The organism is Sporomusa intestinalis (genome assembly GCF_055383785.1).
Map to the genome: position 1 here is coordinate 4,293,484 of NZ_AP042390.1, position 17,370 is coordinate 4,310,853.

17 protein-coding genes and 1 riboswitch are annotated in these 17,370 nt (G+C 48.2%); of the genes, 2 read left to right on the forward strand and 15 right to left on the reverse strand.

The features are described 5' to 3' along the window. Positions 1–98: 98 nt before the first annotated feature. From ACZ481_RS19985 to ACZ481_RS20020, 8 genes are all read right to left on the reverse strand, one after another. Complete coding sequence (locus ACZ481_RS19985; RefSeq protein WP_464767096.1) at positions 99–686, reverse strand: LOG family protein; 588 nt, start codon at positions 684–686, stop codon at positions 99–101. Positions 687–808: 122 nt separating this feature from the next. Next, positions 809–985 (reverse strand): helix-turn-helix domain-containing protein, encoded by a 177-nt coding sequence (locus tag ACZ481_RS19990; protein ID WP_464767097.1) that lies wholly within the window; start codon positions 983–985, stop codon positions 809–811. A 52-nt stretch (positions 986–1,037) separates the two neighbouring features. Next, on the reverse strand, positions 1,038–2,450 hold the full coding sequence (locus ACZ481_RS19995; protein WP_464767098.1) for an aspartate ammonia-lyase: 1,413 nt from the start codon (positions 2,448–2,450) through the stop codon (positions 1,038–1,040). Positions 2,451–2,515: 65 nt separating this feature from the next. Further along, positions 2,516–3,823: an amidohydrolase gene (locus ACZ481_RS20000; protein ID WP_464767099.1), complete on the reverse strand. Its 1,308-nt coding sequence runs from the start codon at positions 3,821–3,823 to the stop codon at positions 2,516–2,518. Positions 3,824–4,001: 178 nt separating this feature from the next. Further along, a complete protein-coding gene (gene dcuC / locus ACZ481_RS20005) occupies positions 4,002–5,252 on the reverse strand; it encodes a C4-dicarboxylate transporter DcuC (RefSeq protein ID WP_464767100.1) in 1,251 nt (416 codons plus the stop codon). A 498-nt stretch (positions 5,253–5,750) separates the two neighbouring features. Further along, positions 5,751–7,076 (reverse strand): GTP cyclohydrolase, encoded by a 1,326-nt coding sequence (locus tag ACZ481_RS20010; protein WP_464767101.1) that lies wholly within the window; start codon positions 7,074–7,076, stop codon positions 5,751–5,753. A gap of 288 nt (positions 7,077–7,364) precedes the next feature. Continuing rightward, entirely contained in the window at positions 7,365–7,679 is a 315-nt protein-coding gene (locus ACZ481_RS20015) for a DMT family transporter (RefSeq protein WP_464767102.1), read from the reverse strand. 1 nt (position 7,680) lies between these two features. Then, on the reverse strand, positions 7,681–8,016 hold the full coding sequence (locus tag ACZ481_RS20020; protein ID WP_464767103.1) for a DMT family transporter: 336 nt from the start codon (positions 8,014–8,016) through the stop codon (positions 7,681–7,683). 79 nt (positions 8,017–8,095) lie between these two features. After that, a riboswitch (guanidine-I (ykkC/yxkD leader) is annotated at positions 8,096–8,191 on the reverse strand. Positions 8,192–8,343: 152 nt separating this feature from the next. Here ACZ481_RS20020 and ACZ481_RS20025 point away from each other — a divergent pair. Both ACZ481_RS20025 and ACZ481_RS20030 read left to right on the forward strand, forming a co-directional pair. After that, on the forward strand, positions 8,344–8,562 hold the full coding sequence (locus ACZ481_RS20025) for a helix-turn-helix domain-containing protein (protein ID WP_464767104.1): 219 nt from the start codon (positions 8,344–8,346) through the stop codon (positions 8,560–8,562). Then, positions 8,544–8,807, forward strand: coding sequence for a hypothetical protein (locus tag ACZ481_RS20030; protein WP_464767105.1), 264 nt, complete (start codon positions 8,544–8,546; stop codon positions 8,805–8,807). Before ACZ481_RS20025 ends, ACZ481_RS20030 begins: the two co-directional genes overlap by 19 nt. A gap of 76 nt (positions 8,808–8,883) precedes the next feature. Here the strand turns inward: ACZ481_RS20030 and ACZ481_RS20035 are convergent, their stop codons facing one another. The 7 genes from ACZ481_RS20035 to ACZ481_RS20065 form a co-directional block, all read right to left on the reverse strand. Then, positions 8,884–11,190, reverse strand: a complete 2,307-nt coding sequence (locus ACZ481_RS20035; protein WP_464767106.1) for a hydratase — start codon at positions 11,188–11,190, stop codon at positions 8,884–8,886. A gap of 49 nt (positions 11,191–11,239) precedes the next feature. Then, positions 11,240–12,247, reverse strand: a complete 1,008-nt coding sequence (locus ACZ481_RS20040) for an isocitrate/isopropylmalate dehydrogenase family protein (RefSeq protein ID WP_464767107.1) — start codon at positions 12,245–12,247, stop codon at positions 11,240–11,242. A 44-nt stretch (positions 12,248–12,291) separates the two neighbouring features. Continuing rightward, positions 12,292–13,398, reverse strand: coding sequence for a citrate/2-methylcitrate synthase (locus ACZ481_RS20045; protein ID WP_464767108.1), 1,107 nt, complete (start codon positions 13,396–13,398; stop codon positions 12,292–12,294). 713 nt (positions 13,399–14,111) lie between these two features. Then, on the reverse strand, positions 14,112–14,543 hold the full coding sequence (locus ACZ481_RS20050; protein WP_464767109.1) for a hypothetical protein: 432 nt from the start codon (positions 14,541–14,543) through the stop codon (positions 14,112–14,114). 770 nt (positions 14,544–15,313) lie between these two features. Further along, positions 15,314–15,967 carry a flavodoxin family protein gene (locus tag ACZ481_RS20055; protein WP_464767110.1) on the reverse strand — a complete coding sequence of 218 codons (654 nt, stop codon included), beginning with the start codon at positions 15,965–15,967 and terminating at the stop codon, positions 15,314–15,316. Between the two features lie 107 nt (positions 15,968–16,074). After that, a complete protein-coding gene (locus ACZ481_RS20060; protein ID WP_464767111.1) occupies positions 16,075–16,740 on the reverse strand; it encodes a Crp/Fnr family transcriptional regulator in 666 nt (221 codons plus the stop codon). Between the two features lie 247 nt (positions 16,741–16,987). After that, positions 16,988–17,212, reverse strand: coding sequence for an HNH endonuclease (locus ACZ481_RS20065; RefSeq protein ID WP_464767112.1), 225 nt, complete (start codon positions 17,210–17,212; stop codon positions 16,988–16,990). Positions 17,213–17,370 lie beyond the last annotated feature (158 nt).

The window sequence follows — 17,370 nt, forward strand, 5'->3', positions numbered from 1 at the left end:
TGTCTTTTTAGCCGCTGCCTAAGCTTAGCAGGCAGCTTTGGATGTACCTCAAATTTTTCCGTCAATACAACAGCCCGCCAATTGGGCGGGCTCTGCGTTTAATCCTGCACAGCGGTAAGCCACCGCGGAACAAACACCGGCGGCTCATAGGAATCAATATAGACTAGAGCCGCAGAAATATCTTCTGTCACAAAGTATAGTTCCTGGCATTCCGGTTTGGCAAATTGCTGACTGATGATTGTCTCAAACTGCTCCAGCAGCTTGTCATAGAAATGGTTGATATTCAGAATGATAATCGGTTTATTATGATACCGCAGCTGCTTTAAGGTTATGATTTCCAGAACTTCCTCCAGGGTGCCGTATCCTCCCGGCAAGGCAATAAAGGCGTCGGAACGTTCGTCCATAGTGGCCTTTCTTTCTCTCAGTCCTTTGGTTACAACAAGTTCATCGCACCGGTCATACACAATGCCCTTAACATGTAATGCCTCCGGAATGATCCCGATAACATGCCCATGGTGCTGGTGCACCGACCGGGCGCAGGCCCCCATCAGGCCGGTGAGCCCGCCGCCGAAAAGGAATAGATGCCCTTTTGCTGCAATCTCCCGGCCCAAAGCGGAGGCCGCCTCGAAATAAACCGGATCGATAGCCCAACTGGAAGAACTATATACGCAAATAACTTTACTCATCGATACCTTCTCCATTTTGCCAAAGTATAAAAAGCGCAAACACCTATTATACTACCACCGTCTGTTGTAACTGTCCACATCTGCCCTGGATATCACTAGCGAAATTATGGAATACCGCCGAGTCATAGTTGCGGAACCATTCCACTTTCCAGCGCTTTGCTCATAAGGCTGATACCGGATTGTGTATAGCCCAATTCACCAGCAGCCTTGATAAAACTGCATGATACAAAAACCGCCATCCATCTGCAAGACTGCAGATAAGCAGCGGCTTCTCTTTTTAAAATTTGTGTGTCATACAAAATATAACCACCAGCTCCATGCAAACTGAAAGCGCATTGATGTTTTTATTTATCATGATCCATGAAGCAAGAATTGTTTACCCGGAATACCCGGCTTACACATCTCACTTGGTGACAGGATAATTTCGAGCTGTTCGTCCGGTAAAAGTTCCTTTTGTTTAACAAGCTCCACAACAGGAATGCCTGTTTCCAAGGCTTCTTTCGCAATGGCGGCAGCTTTTTCATAACCAATATGCGGCGACAGGGCGGTAATAATTCCAATGCTGTTTTTTACTTTAGCCTTACAGCTGTCATAATTGGCCTCAATGCCAGCAATGCATTTTTCATTTAATACCTTAACCGCATTAGTAAGAATGGTCAGCGAGTTAAATAAATTGTACGCCATGACAGGTTCCATGACGTTGAGCTCGAACTGGCCTGCCTCGACTGCTAAACTGACAGCAAGATCATTGCCGATCACCTGGAAGGCTACTTGATTAACAGCTTCAGGAATAACAGGATTCACCTTGCCGGGCATAATGGAGGAACCCGGCTGCCTGCTAGGCAGCCTAATTTCGCTGAGACCGGAGCGTGGGCCGGAAGCCATGAGCCGGAGGTCGTTAGCAATCTTTGATAATGACAGAGCGCACACCTTCAGTTCGCTCGAAAGCGCCGCCAAATCATCGGTATTTTGCGTGGCATCCACAAGATTAGGGGAAGAGCGGAAGGTTTCGCCGGTAAGGAGACTAATCTGCTTAACCACTTCTTCAATATATTCCGGGTCGGCGTTAAGGCCTGTGCCTACCGCCGTAGCCCCCATATTGATATTATAAAAATTCTGCAGCTCACCGCTGATGCGTTTGCCGGCCCGTTTGACAGTCATGGCATAGGCGGCAAATTCCTGCCCCAGCGTAATCGGCACCGCATCCTGCAAATGCGTCCGCCCCATCTTAATGCAATCGGCAAACTCTTCGCTTTTCGCGTGCAGGCTGTTTACCAGAGAGAGCAATTCCTGAAGCAGTCTGTGACCTTTACTGATCGCAGCCAGGCGAATAGCGGACGGCATAATGTCATTCGTAGACTGGGCCATATTTACATGGTTGTTGGGCGATACCAGCGAATAATCGCCTTTATGGCCGCCCAGTTTTTCAATAGCCAAATTGGCGATAACCTCATTGGCATTCATATTCATCGAAGTGCCGGCTCCGCCCTGAATCGAATCGACAACAAATTGCTCATGCCATTTGCCATCAATAATTTCGCCTGCAGCCTGCACAATAGCCGCGCCGATATCTGTCGCCAGCTGACCTGTTTTCATATTGGCCTTGGCGGCCGCTTTTTTCAATATTGCTAACGCGATAATAAATTCTTTGCATAATCCCACACCGCTAATCGGGAAATTATGCACGGCCCGCATAGTTTGAATGCCATAATACACAGCCCCGGGAAGCTTCATTTCCCCTAATGAGTCTTGTTCTATACGCACAGTAATACCCCCATATTGTATACCGAAATAATGTATACAATATTTCTTATGAATTGAATTACAAGCTATTCCTTACGCAAAAGCTCGGCCGCGGCCTGGCCTAACATAGCGGTCGCACTAACCAAGCTATCTTCGTCAAAATCAAAACGTGAATCATGATGCCCGGCTGCCAATTCGGTACCAATCATCAGATAGGCAGCCTGCCCGCCTTGTTGCTGCACCCGTTCCATGAAATAGGTACAATCCTCGCTGCCGCCGATGTTTCCTGCCGGCAATATGCGGGCAAACAAGTTGCTCTTTTCAGCAACCTGCCGTAAACGCCCAACAAGTATCGGATTATTTTCACAGTTGGCGGCACCGCCCATCGGCGACAAAACAAGTTTCACCTCATACATCGCGGCGGCTGCCTCCAGGATCGTAAGCGCTCGCTGGTACATATAAGCATTGATTTCGCTGGTAGTCCCGCGGGTTTCCAGCTTCAATACCGCTTTGTCCGGTATGACGTTGCGTCCGGTTCCGGCCTGCAGTACGCCGACATTGATCCGCGAAGCCCCTTGGCTATGGCGGGAAATAGCGTGCAAATTCAGGGCCGCCGTGGCTGCCGCCAGTAAGGCATTTTGTCCGGTTTCCGGCGCTGCGCCGGCATGGGCGGGAACGCCGGTATAGGCTGCATCAAGCTTCGTCGTCGCCAGGAAACCTACTGTGTTGCAGGTCATCGTGCCTTTTTGCCGCAATCCGATCCCCAGATGCAGGCCGACAAAGAAATCGACATCATCCACAATACCGCGCGCAACCATCGCTTTCGCGCCCCTTACCCCTTCTTCAGCCGGCTGAAAAATCAGCTTTACCGTTCCGGCCAGTTCATCTTTCCTTTCAGCCAGAATTTCGGCCAGGGTTAAGCCAATTGCCGTATGACCATCATGCCCGCAGGCATGCATCGCGCCCGCATTGACAGAGGCGAACCCTTCACGCCAGGGACGGTGTGCCTCCACCATAGCTTCCGCTACATCATTGGCATCCATATCAAAGCGGAATGCTGCCACCGGTCCTGGCTGCCCGCAGCGCAGCACGCCCATTACCCCGGTTTTGCCACCCGTCATTCTGCCTACCCAGTTGGGATCAGCCCCCTGCGCTATAGCTCTTTCCTGCTGGCTGACCAATTCCTGCGGGGATGGTACCCCCATCATCACCTCAGCATCAATCACCGCTTCGCCTACTGCCACCTGATAGCCAAGACGGGTTAAGGTCTCAGCCACGATTGAGGCTGTACGAAATTCCGTCCAGGCTGTTTCTGCATGTTTATGTAAATCGCGGCGGCAATTGACAAGCTGCTCCTTTTTCGCTTGCACTAATTCTAAAATGTCCGTATTCATGCGTTAATCTCCTCGTCAAAATAAGTTAATCCTGACATTAAGGCCTTGCCTATAATTGGCGCACAGTTTCGCCGGCTGTAGCCGTTGCAAGCAAAATCGCAAGCCGCACACCGCCGGGCGATGTACAGACTTGCAGCTTTTGCTTATAATTTTATTGAATACAGCTTCCCGCCTGCTATTAATACATCAAAAGGGCCATGCCGATAATCATAGCCCCCACCATCGGCAGCCAGTTGCGTTTTGTCACTTCCATCGGGTTAACACCGGCAATACCGGCTACAATGATCGTGGCGCCGGCAATCGGCGACATCGTACGCCCAAGCGTACCGCCTAAGGTAGCCATACTGCCCATTTGCATAACTTCCATGCCAAAATCGGCGGCATGAGGTGTAACGGCCTGATTGAAAGCCATCGTCGCCGCATCGCCGGAACCAGTGACAAAGCCCAAAAGGAAAGGCCCAACAGCAGCACACAGCTTGACAATGGCCGGATTATGGAGCATGGCGTCAATAAAGGCCTTGACTAACCCCATTGCCGTCAAGCCTGACACAAATACCCCGGCCGCAATAATAATGCCGATAATTTCACCATAGGCTTTGCCCATACCGTCAAAAAAAGCATTGCTAAGGCCGACAGGATTTTTCCTGGTAACGATAAAAGCCAGGGCACTGCCAATAATCATAGCCTGAGGCACATCCGTTTTTAAAGCGGGTACCAAGGTAGCCCCCAAAAGGAGAAGCAGAATCGGAAACATCGGCATCAGCGCATAAAGCAGATTCACTTTAAAGGAGTTATCCACTTCCAGCCCCGCCGCGTGGTAGCCCTTGTGTTCTTTTTTATAGTAGGCAATAACAGTAATTAAAATTGCAGCCACAATCAGCGACGCAATGTTGGCTTTGAATTGAAAGGCAATAACTTCCATAACCCCTACGCCGGCAATTTTTGCCACAATCGGATTATGTGCCAACCCTGGATTAAGCATACTGCCGTATGTACCGCACTTGACTGCTGCCGCCGCCATGGCCGGATGCACACCGGCAGACATCATCAGCGGCACAAAAATTGCGCCTGCCGCCGCCGCGGTTCCTGCCGCACTCGGCAACGCCACATTGACGGCATAGGTGGCAATCACCACGCCGGGAATCAAAAGCGGGCGAACTTTTCCCAAACCACTGGCCATCAGATTGATTAAATGTTTGTCACATTCGGTAAACCGCATAACCATAGCAAAGCCCATAACAGAACATACGGCCTGAATCAGTCCGGCATTGGTCATGTCTTTGGCAAAGGCGTTCAAAGCCGCCATCGGGGTGCCGGCCACACAGGCCATAAGAATACCGGATACTAACAGCACTAAGCGCGCGTCGTAACGTTTGACTAAAAAGTAAATGGTAATAATGACCAAAATCACACCAATAGTGAGCATCATAGCAAACACCTCTCCCCTTATTGCACTGAAATTCGTTACTTCTTATTGCTGAGTCCTAGCTCCTTTCCGGCTTTTTTCAAACTGGTGGCCTGACTACATTGATTATGATTCCAGTGTAGACAGACCACTAGTACCTCATCTTTCTTAAAAGCGAGGGAATAGTTTGCGTAGATTTTTTCGCAATGCAAGGCGGAGGAGCCGCACATATCGGACATATGTAAGGCGACGACAACGAAGCAGGGCGGGAAAAGATGCGCAAAATATCCTTGGTTTGAAGGGAGATGAGGTACTAGGCAAACCGCATAAGCAGTATGCCGTCATTCCATTTTCAGTCTATTTACGGATATTTCCTTAAATAGCAATTTAAAAAACGAGTTTTACCTCGTACTGTACAACAAAAGCCCTCGTATATAAAAATACGAGAGCTTCATTGCTATGTAATATACTATACTTGCTTTTATGGCCATTGTCAATATATTTTAGCTGAATTTATCTTGATTATGTGAAATGCTCCAGCAGTAAGCGGACATTGATTTTATAGAGTTTACGCGGCCGCCCCTTGGCAAGCATCTCTTCCCCGGCCAACTCAGCCAACCCATTCGCCACCATTATAGTTAAGATTCTTCTGGCGCTGCGGGCCGTAATGGTCAGATATACGGCTAACTCCTCCGCCCCAATCGTATCCTTATCCAGTTTATCAATTACTGCCAGCAAACGATTTACCGTAGTGACGCTGAGGTTTAGTTCGTCCGCCACGCGCTTACAGGCCGCAGCATCGGCCTGCACGGAATATTTAAGGTAGACGGCCGAGCTTAATGGGCCGATCACTTCCCGGTCATCATTGACTGCCAGCCATAAGCCCGTGCCTTTCTGCTGGGCAATGCCCAGGGCACGAAATGCATTTTGTTCGGCGTCATAGGCCGTAACACCGAACCCAATGCCGCCGCTGACCGCCGCCTTTACCTGGCAGGATATTTCTTCCAGAATAGGAATAACCGTAAGTTCATTGGTGATTTCTTCCAGTATGCCCCGGGTAGAATACAAAGTATACTGGCCATCACCCCGGCTTACAAGCGAACCTTTGAGCATTTCGGCATAGTCGATTAAAATCTTGTATAAACACATTTCCATCCGTTTCACATTATAGCTTGAACTGGCCCGTACTATATTATCGTATTCATCAATTGCAATTTCTTGTATCGCCAGTTGAGTTCCTTTAAACCGTTGCGCCAAACAGGAATTTATTGCCACATCCAACGTTGTGCGGATATTGCTCCGTGTCGTCCAGACGCGAATAACAGGTACCCCTAGTTCTTTTAATTTTTCATAAGTTGCCAAAAAACAAGTGACGGCAATATCAATCTTGCCAGCCTGCCATAATTCATAATGATGACTCGCAAAATCCTTGGCCGAAACCACATCGGCAAAAGGTTTAACATAGATGGTAGGCAATGGTAGATTTATGTCCTTAAATGTTTCTTCTACATCGCCCTGACTGTAGGTGTCAAAGCTGATTCTATGGAGCTTCCGTTTTTTAATATACGTAATCTCAAACAAGGCCCGGTATAAGCTGGAGCCGGTGTGGGGGATATAAAACACCGGCTTGTGTGTGGCTACAGACAGCGCATAGTGATATGGCACAATGCCGGAGAATAACCACATATCAAATTCCGGGCAGCGGGCTTGCATAATCTCGGGAACCTGTGCTGCATCCTGATAGATGATAACCTGCGGCGCTAAGATATCGTTTCGTTCCCTTGCTACCGCATAGGCTAAGGACACCGAATCGGAAGGCCCGACAATAGCTATTCGTATCTTTTCCATGTATCTTATTATCTCCCATTCTTTTCCAGCTCAATGGTGCCACTATTCAGCGAGAGAGTCCGGGGACGCTCCTTTGACTCAACTGTACTTTCAAAATTATGCCATTCTTTACTATTCTAGCTAAATCCGGCAAACTCCTTGCGCACAAATAGGGTTGTTGCTTGTAAAAAAAAATCGTATTTTTTCCTCCCGCCACCACTCATACCTGCAAATAAACAGCATAAAACCCGCAAAAAATTACGGGTTTTATGCTTCCTCTGAAGCGCCCATCACTAATCCGAATGATGATTATCCAATCAGCTTTAACCCAACAGCAGAGCTTAGCACAATGGCAATAGAAATAATTCTTGCTAAATCTCTAGGTTCGCCATATACCAACATCCCCAGGATTGCGCCGCCTGCAGCGCCAATCCCCGTCCACACCGCATAGGCGGTGCCCATAGGCAGTGTTTTCATCGCCAGCGCCAGAAAGAAAAAACTCAGGCCAAAGCCGGTAAACAACAGAGCAAAGGCCTGCCAGTTGCGGTCTTTGTGCAGCTTGTTAATCATGGCAACCCCGATCATCTCAAAACCGCCTGCCAGGATTAAAAATAGCCAGTCCATACTATGACACCTCCTGCTCTTGCCGCTTACTCAGCATCTTAAGACTGATAACGCCGCTTAGCAATAAGGCAATCAAGGCGAGCTTGGCCGGTACGACAGGGGCAGCAAACAACAGGATCTCCGCCAGTACGGTCCCCGCTGTGCCAAGGCCGACGAAAACGGCATATACCGTTCCCACGGCCAGATCGCGCCCAGCCATAATCAACAGATAAAAGCTAATGATTATGGCGATTACTGTCCCGCCCCATTCCCCGGCATTATCCGCATGCTTGAGCCCGATTACCCAGCCCACTTCAAAGCAAGCCGCAATAACAACTGACAGCCAGATTTTGTTCATATCGCCTTACCTCCTGCTTTATTATTAACACAATACAGATAAATAAAGCCCGGGAAAATAAGCTGCCCTGTTGCAGCTATTCTCCCGGGCTTTTATCCCTCCGTGCCACAGTCCGTAGACTGTCGTTTTCTCTCGGACCAGACCAGCGAACTGCGGAACCCTAGAAAACAATTTATTATATTGGCTAATATTATACACTGTTGGTTTGCGTTGTCAAGGAGTCTGTATCGCTGGTTGTGTTTAACTTGTCATAATGTCACCTTGTAGATTATCGCGATAAAATGTCACTATGAATAACGAGGTGCATTATCTATTGTCCCAAAAACAATGAATAGGCACAGCATTTTACAGCGGCTAGTTGACGGTTCCCTTACCCTTGAGCAGGCTGCAGCGAGTCTAGCTTTAAGTAAGCGTCAAGTCATTAGGCTAAAGAAAGGATTTGTTCAGGAAGGCCCTGCTATTTTAATCCACAAAATGATGCTACAGGCAAGATTATCGGACTTTGCCTCACGAAACATGAAGGTCTTATGGGCTATGTGGATGTGACACGCCAATTTTTACGCAATCATGGCATTCCTCTTAGCCTATATACTGACAGACACGCTATCTTTCTTTCAACGGCTGCTGCCAGGCTTACCCTTGAGGATCATCTTGCCGGTAAAGTAATCAATGATACCCAGTTTGGCCGCGCTATGAATGAGCTGGGGATTACGCTTATCCCTGCTCGCTCACCGCAAGCCAAAGGCCGCTGGATTACTGTTTTTGTAGGAGAATTACCGGCAAATAAATAGGAAAGCACTAAAAGATATTTTAACTTTTTTATAGGCGCAGCTGCTAGTCCTTACCGCCGCTTTAGCCGCAACCGGCTTAGTTTGCATAGTAATTAATTAAACAACCGGCAAGTATAATGTCCCGGTCCTCGGGGGACAGATTCTCCATTTTCAGGGCAATTGATGTGATTCCGGTGGTACTAATCAGGGAAGCAGAAATTACTTCGGTCCCATTTTTAACAGCCTGGTGAATGTTCGGGATAAAAATGTGGTCATTAACCCGCAGTTTATTTTTATCTTCTGCACCAATAGTAAACGGAATCATTCCCCAGTTAATTAAATTGCTGCGATACCGCTTTGTTGCATACTCAATGGCAATATTAGCGTCTCCCCCCAGTACCCTTTGGGAAGAAGCAGCCTGTTCCCTGGCGGAGCCATCTCCCGGTTTTACCGCAAAGATAACGCTGCCTAGCCCGGTATCCTGAATTAGACGCTGCAATTGTTCCGGTTCGTCGGCACCGTCAGCCAAGATTGGCCGTAAAATAGGCTCCAGTTCCTTGGCCACTACCTCCCCCGGCAGAGTCTGGCGCTTTCGCTCAAGTGCCTGAACCGACTTGGCCCGGCCAACATAGTCAGGATCCTTTCTGGCAAGAGTAAACTCCGCCAGTTTTATCGGGTTGGAACGGAACGAAGAAGCCTCGCCTGACGGAATAAGCTCATCGGTTGTTGTGACAGGGTCATGAATCACTGCCGCCACGCTGAGCAAAAGATGCTTCGGTAAGGCCCGAATTTTAGGCCAGGCAGCAATATTAGGCCCAAAGACGATTTGCTCTTCCGGCTTGGCCTTACTGAATCCCTGGTAGACACGGTTTGCATACACCTGCCGGTTAAACTGATAGGGTATCGCTGCGGCCGGAAAATCAATGTCGGTGGCCGGAGTCAGGATACCGCCGTTCAGGGCGGTAGCTGCTATGGAGCGGGCATCCATCAAAGCAACGGAGGCGATCTGGCCATCGCCCGGCTTGGAGCCTTCCCGGTTGGGGAAATTACGGGTCGTATGCCGAATACTCAAACCATTATTGGCAGGAACATCGCCTGCGCCAAAACAGGGGCCGCAGAAAGCGGTCTTGAGAATAGCGCCTGCCGGTAATAGCTTTTCTATTGACTGGCTGCGAATTAATGCAAGGTTCACCGGTTGACTTGATGGATAAATACTTAGCGAAAACTTGTCAGCGCCGATGGATTTCCCGTCAAGCACCTGGGCCATGGCAGCAATGTTTTCAAACGTTCCGCCCGCACACCCTGCCACGATCCCCTGCTCGACCTGTAAACGACCCTTGACTACTTTGTCCGTTAAGCGGAATAATGCGTCAGGGTTTTCCCATTGTTTTTGCCCAAGTAGTTCAACCTCACGGAGTATTTCCAGCGCATTCCGGTTCAGTTCGGAAATTGGCCAGACGTTGCTGGGATGAAACGGTAACGCGATCATCGGCTCAACCCGGCCTAAGTCCACCGCAATTACTCCGTCATAATAACTCAGCTCACCAGGCTCCAGCCTGCCATATTCCTCCGGACGGCCATGGATGCGATAATACTCGCTCACCTTTTCATCGGTACACCAAATGGAGGACAAGCACGCCGTCTCGGTCGTCATGACATCTATGCCGTTTCGAAAATCGACGGAAAGATTCGCTACACCTGGCCCTACGAATTCCAGTATTTTATTTTTGGCAAAGCCATTGCCAAACACAGCGCCGATAATTGCTAACGCTACGTCCTGCGGCCCAACCCCTGGTACAGGCTGGCCGTCCAGGTATACCGCCACAACGTCGGGGTAAGCAATGTCGTACGTCTTGCCCAGCAGCTGCTTAACCAGTTCAGGGCCGCCTTCGCCGAACCCCATCGTCCCCAACGCACCATACCGGGTATGGCTGTCTGAACCCAGGATCATCTTCCCGCCCCCAGCCATCATTTCTCTCATATATTGATGGATAACCGCCTGGTGGGCCGGAACGTAAATGCCGCCAAACTTGCGGGCAGCGGAAAGCCCGTAGATATGATCGTCCTCGTTAATTGTCCCCCCTACCGCGCACAGGCTATTGTGGCAATTGGTCAAAACGTAGGGTACGGGGAATTCGGTAAGGCCGCTCGCACAAGCGGTTTGAATGATTCCCACATACGTAATATCGTGAGAAGCCAGGGAATCAAAACGAATTTTCAAATGTTGAGCGTCCCCGGTCGTATTATGGGCCTGCAAAATTTGATACGAAATGGTGTTGGTCCAGGCGTTCTCTATATCATTTGCTGAATACTTGCCGGCCCCATACGCCCTTAGTTGATTTTTGTCTTCAACAATTATCCGGCCATTGATAAGGTAAACCCCTCTGTTTATTACTTTAACCATCTTCCCCGCCTTTCCCTACAGCATCATAAACAGCTGCCCCTCATCCGCTCTAGTGGTGCTGTAGTTTTTTTATAATAGCTGCCGTCATCTCCACGGTAGTTGCCGCCCCGCCTAAGTCCGGAGTCCGAATCTGACCGTCGGCCAGCACTTTTTCCAGCGCTGACCGAATTTTTTCAGCCACCGTTTTTTCTCCCAGGTGCTCCAGCATCATTACGCCAGACAAAAGCAGCGCCGCCGGATTAGCCATATTTTTACCGGCAATATCAGGAGCCGTACCATGAACGGCCTCAAAAATTGCCCACTCCGCTCCCAGGTTCGCACCAGGCACCAGGCCCAGCCCGCCGACTAACCCGGCGCATAGATCGGAGATAATGTCTCCATACAGGTTCGGTGCCACTAAAACATCGAATTTCCAGGGGCGAACTACCAGCTGCATGCACAGATTATCCACGATGACTTCATCGTAATCTATAGCCGGGAACCGCTCGGCTACTTCCCTGACACACTGCAGGAACAGGCCGTCAGTAAATTTCATAATATTGGCTTTGTGAACAGCAGTTACCCGTTTGCGGCCCTGGGCGGCGGCATAGGCAAAAGCGGCCTGGGCGATGCGCCGGGAGGCCTCGGCCGTAATAACCTTTAGTCCCACTGCGGCCTGGCATCCCGTCCGGTGTTCCGCCCCGCTGTATAAGTCCTCCGTGTTCTCCCGGAAGATTACCAAATCGACCCCCTCCGGATAGCGCGTCCGGACACCGGGCAACGACTTTACCGGCCGTAAATTACAATATAGATCAAATGTCTTGCGAAGGGTAACATTAATACTGCGATAGCCTTCTCCCACCTGAGTGGCAAGCGGGCCCTTCAGCGCCACCCGATTGGTGCGAATACTGGTTAACGTTTGCTCCGGTAATGGTTCGGCCAAGCGGCTCACCCCTGCCTGGCCGGCATAGCAAACTTCCCAGGTTACCGGTGCTCCCGCAGCCGCAAAAATATGTTGGACGGCCTCGGCAATTTCCGCGCCAATGCCGTCACCAGGTATCAATGTCACTTTATGCATAGATTAGTGCTCTCCTCCCTGTTTCAGCCTGCTGGCTGTTGATACTACCTGTTTTCCAGCGGAATCCACGGCACCTCTTTTTTGCCGGTATAGTGGGCGCGCGGCCGAATGAGCCTATTGTCCTCATGTTGCTCCAGGATGTGTGCCAGCCAGCCGCTTGTGCGGCTAATGGCAAAAATCAAAGTAAACAAATCACTGGGGATACCCAGATACAGGTAAACAGAGGCCGAATAGAAATCCACGTTTGGCAGCAGACCTTTTTTCTCGCGGACTAACTTCTCGATTTCCACGGATATGTCGTACCAGCGGAAATCGCCCGTCCATTCGGCTAATTCCCCGGACAGTTCCCGTAAACAGGCGGCTCTGGGATCGCCATTTTTATAAACACGGTGGCCAAACCCCATAATGAGTTCTTTGTTGGTTATTTTACGGTCAATATAAGCCTCGACGCCGCTAACCTCGCCAATTTCATGCAGCATATTGGCAACCTGCTCGTTGGCGTTTCCGTGCAATGGCCCTTTAAGAGTGCCTATGGCCGATACAATGCCGGAATAGATGTCTGACATAGTGGATACCGTAACCCGGGCCGCAAAGGTTGACGCATTCAACTCATGTTCCGCGTGAAGAACGAAACACCGATCCAGCGCCCTCACGGCAATTGGTTCCGGCTTTTCTCCGGTAAGATGCCACAGAAAGGTTTCTGCCAGCGAATGGGAGGCAAAAGCAGGCAGTTCGACGGGCTTTAAGCCTTTGCGAATCCTGTCAATTGCGGCGACAATAGAGGCAATACGGGCCATAATACGAATTGATTTCCGGTGGTCGGCCGCGAAGGAGTGGTCCATTACTTCGTCGTCAAAATGGGTAAGAAAGGATATACAGGTTCTTAGTTTGGCCATAGGGTTGCCCCACGGAGCATATAAATGCAGCAGATCATATATTCTTTCCGGCAGTACGGCGTTCTCATACAAATCCTGCTTGAGCGCCTTTAGCTCGAGTCGGTTGGGCAATCTTCCATACCAGAGAAGATAGATTGTCTCTTCAAATGAAGCATTCTTTGCCAGGTCCTCAATAGAACAGCCATAGTACCGTAAGACTCCATTTTCTATTGATGATATTGCTGTCTGGCAGACCATTTCATCCAAAGCTCCCACAAAGCTTCACCTCTTTTTTATTTTGTCTTGAACAATCGTCGATTGGCCTAACCAAGAGGATATTTATGCGTTTAGGGTAAAGAAAAAAAGCCTCAGCGGAAAATCGTATTCACGACCTTCCGCTGAGGCTTTTATCCTCACGGTGTAATGCACTTAGTGTGCATCTGCGCCACTCGGTTCTGTCCAGCACTACCCTGCGAATCCCTAGGCACACTCGTTTTTCAATATTGCTTCAATACATATATTATTAATATATGTATTCTTGAGTGCATTATAACACCCGGATTCTAAATGCGCAAGCAATTATAAATAGTCGAAATATTTTCATTTTATTCCATAAACTACAGCCCTGATCCGAAATAAATAAGATTTACTTGCAACTGCCTAGCCAATGCTAAATAAATTACGTTTCGGTTTGGAGTTTTTAAAATAGCTGCTTTCGTTGGATTAACAGTGACAATTGGGAACGTCAGGCTGTACAAAAACAAACTTCCAAAAATGATTCCACCACTTTACTATAAAAAACGATATTATTTAACTAAAACACAGAAAACCGCTTAAGAATCACAACATTCACATCTTTAACCATATATTGGTGATGGAATACAGTATGAATAAGCCGCTGCAGTAATTGGCGTAGCTACCTCCCTTTTATGACAAAAAAGGAGCGTCCCCTGCTGTCAAGCGGAGGAAGTAACCGTTGTACTTCCAGCCTAGCGCTGCTGCAGGAAAGTCATAAACTCCTGGTGGATATGGCTGCAGTCCCGCAAGCCCTGCTTATAGGCGATTTCCGCCGACTGGCCCGATTCCAGGGCTGTGAATGACTCCAATTCCATGACCAGGTCAATCAATTCCGGATACTGGTCCTGCAGTTTTCCGGCCAGCTTCAGCAGACGGTTCAGGAGGCTGCTGACCTCATGAACCGTCTTACGGTAGTCGGCATCATTGGTTTCGGCCAGTTTGAGGATATTGTCCACCCTGGTAAAGATATACTGATTAAAGGCCTCATTTAAGATGTTTTGCAGCATCAGCCGGTCGTCCTGCTCGGCCCCGGGCTGCTGCGGCTCCCAGTTCCGCTCTGCCGGCAGGGCCGACACCAGCCCCGGGCAAACAGGCGAACCGGATGCCATGAATTGATCAGACATATATATACCCCCTATATCAGACTGCGGCCGGTAATTGCCGTCAGCTTTTTTACAGGGGGAAATTAAAAAGAACGCATGCAAAGGGTTTATCCCTACACATGCGTCCTGTGGCGATATCTATTACATACTCAACGCTAATAAGCCGGACAATCCGGCCTGAGCAGCAAGGCGGCCATAAACCGTAGGGTCCCGGTTCCCTGCTGCTAATCATCAGCTGCTGAGACTAGTCGGAATCAATTGCTGCGTCCGTCGCACTCACAGCCCGGCGTCACCCGCCGGCAAAGTCTATTAACCCGCGCGCTCCCGCTTGTGCGGCGGCAGAAGCGCGGTGTATAATAGAAATGTCGTCGTGGACAGCTTGGCTGTTACGTGTAGGTGCTGTATTCACCTTGCGCGGGCCTGGAAGTGCGGGAACACTTCCAGGTCACGGCGACCTTTTAATTTCCACCTATTGTTAATTATAGCTCATTTCGAGCGAATTGCAAGTAAACTAAACCCCACCGGCAGGATTTTTTTCTGACCGGTTGCATATTCTTATACTACTTTTTTTTCGCAGTTCAGATTCAATCAGTCACAGGCATTCTCTATCCAGACGAAGTAAAAAACTGGCTCTTATGACAAATACCCTACGGTTCATTTCTTCTTGGAACCGTAGGGCATGTTTCTTTTATTTACCGTGTCTCAAAGTAAGAACGACAAAGCCCCTTTTGTTATTTACGTGAAAGGTCTTTATCGCATCATTATGTTCGACGCCTATTAAAAACTAGTATTTACCCTTTCTTTGCAAGTGCCTCAGCAATCAGCTTACCCAATCTAACTGCCTCTGCCACTGCCGGTTGTTCTTCAAATTTTTTCACACCGGCTTTTGCTACCGTGGCAGTCGGGCCCAATAGCATCTTTAGACCGGATATCTCACACGTGTCGCCGACACCACATCTGATACAAGGCACGTTGCCTACGACTTTTACCCCACCGAGATAATTCATCCCTTCCTCTATCACATAGTACATGATAGCATTTTGCCCCATAGAAGCCGCTGGCGGCAACTCGGGATTTTCTTCCGGTGCCGCGTGTGTAACAACGGAAACAGCTGGTTTACCTTTCATATAGTTCTTTAAATGGCGATTAGCAAAACATCTCTCTATAAATGCCTTTGTCCGGGAATCCAATGATGAGAAAGGCGTCCATCCCCCTATTACAATTGCGCTTGCTTCCCTGGCTTTTTCTATTAGCATAGGACCGTCGTCATCAATGACACACTTATTCGTGTATGTACATTCTAAACAATGCGTGCAACCAGAGTATTTATAGTCGCTCAATTTAATAAACTCTATTTCCAATCCTGTTGCATCCAATATTGCTTTGACGGCACGATCGGTATTGCTGTTGGGAATAGGTGAACCTGAAACTCCAAGTACTTTCATCTAACATACCTCCCATTTTATCCTTTTATGTAGTAGTGATTGGCTTAATTAAATAATAACTCAGGGAGGTGAAAGATGTTGTAAACTGCTTTACAATAATACTTTTTTTAGATAAGTCGATTTTGATACATGGTAATACACTTGTTGGGCAAGACAATACGCTGACCATCTATGTGAACCAGATTTTCTTTGCGTAATTCACCTAAAACATTGGTTACCATTACACGCGAAGCATTTACCAGACTACCGATATCCTGGTGAGTGAGATCTAGTGCTAGGATGATTCCACCACCAGTTTGTTGTCCATAACTTTCAGCAAGCTTACAGAGCACACTTAAAACCCTTCCTCTTACATCCATAAAAACAGTACGAGACATATTCTCTGTGTATTCATTCATTCTTTTCCCTAAATACTGGACAATTTTCAGGGCTGTTTGAGGACTTTCTAAAAGTTTGACAAATAGTTCTTTAGTGCAACAACAGATAAATGTGTCTTCCATGGCCACGGCACTCATCGTATGCACAGCATTTTCAAAAAATGTGACTTCGCCAAAGATATCCTCTGATTTCATATAGTCGAGCGTAAACTCTTTACCGTCTTCAGATATTTTGTAGAGCCTCACCCTACCAGATTTAATAAGATAAATGGCATCCGCTTCCGTTCCTTGATTGAAGATTGGCTCGTTTTTTCTGTAGATTCGCTTAAGAGCAAGGATGCCGATTTGCTCACGTTCGGCGTGAGACAAAGCAGAAAAGATATCCAAATCTTTCATGCAACGATTAATCATAATCGCATGTTCCTCCAGAAAAGCTTTTGTTCACTTATTCTGCACGCCACCATTTTAGTCCTTCCCCCACTATTATCTTAACACGCAAACGCGGGGACAGGGATATTGTTTCCAACTTTCAACCTGAATCATTATGCATATTGCTTTCTGGGAACCTTTTAAGCCAGCAACTTATTTTAGGCGGTATTGTTCAATCTGATCAGATAGTCCAGTACTTATTCTTATTTCATTTCTAGTATATATATAAGCCCGCTTCTTCCTTTGCCTCATTCTTACAGTTGCTCACAAACGTCTTGGTTCCCATCTCATAGTTACATTTTGCATGACTAAAAGCGATATTGTCCATGTCGTAAAAAAGCTGGGCCGGGTTGTCGCTTAGGACCCAGGATTCCTTGTGATCAATGGTAAATTCGCCGATATCGTTAATTTTCCGGCCACACCGAAAACAGGTATCCATATTGCACTTTTTGGCCAGGTCAAACATTAATATTTTATTCAGCTTTGACTTGGCGGTACTTAGCTTTTCACCCAGGAGCTCTTCTATTTTCTTTGTTCGCCGCTGACACGCAAACGCGGGGACAGGGACATTGTTTCCAACTTTCAACCTGAATCATT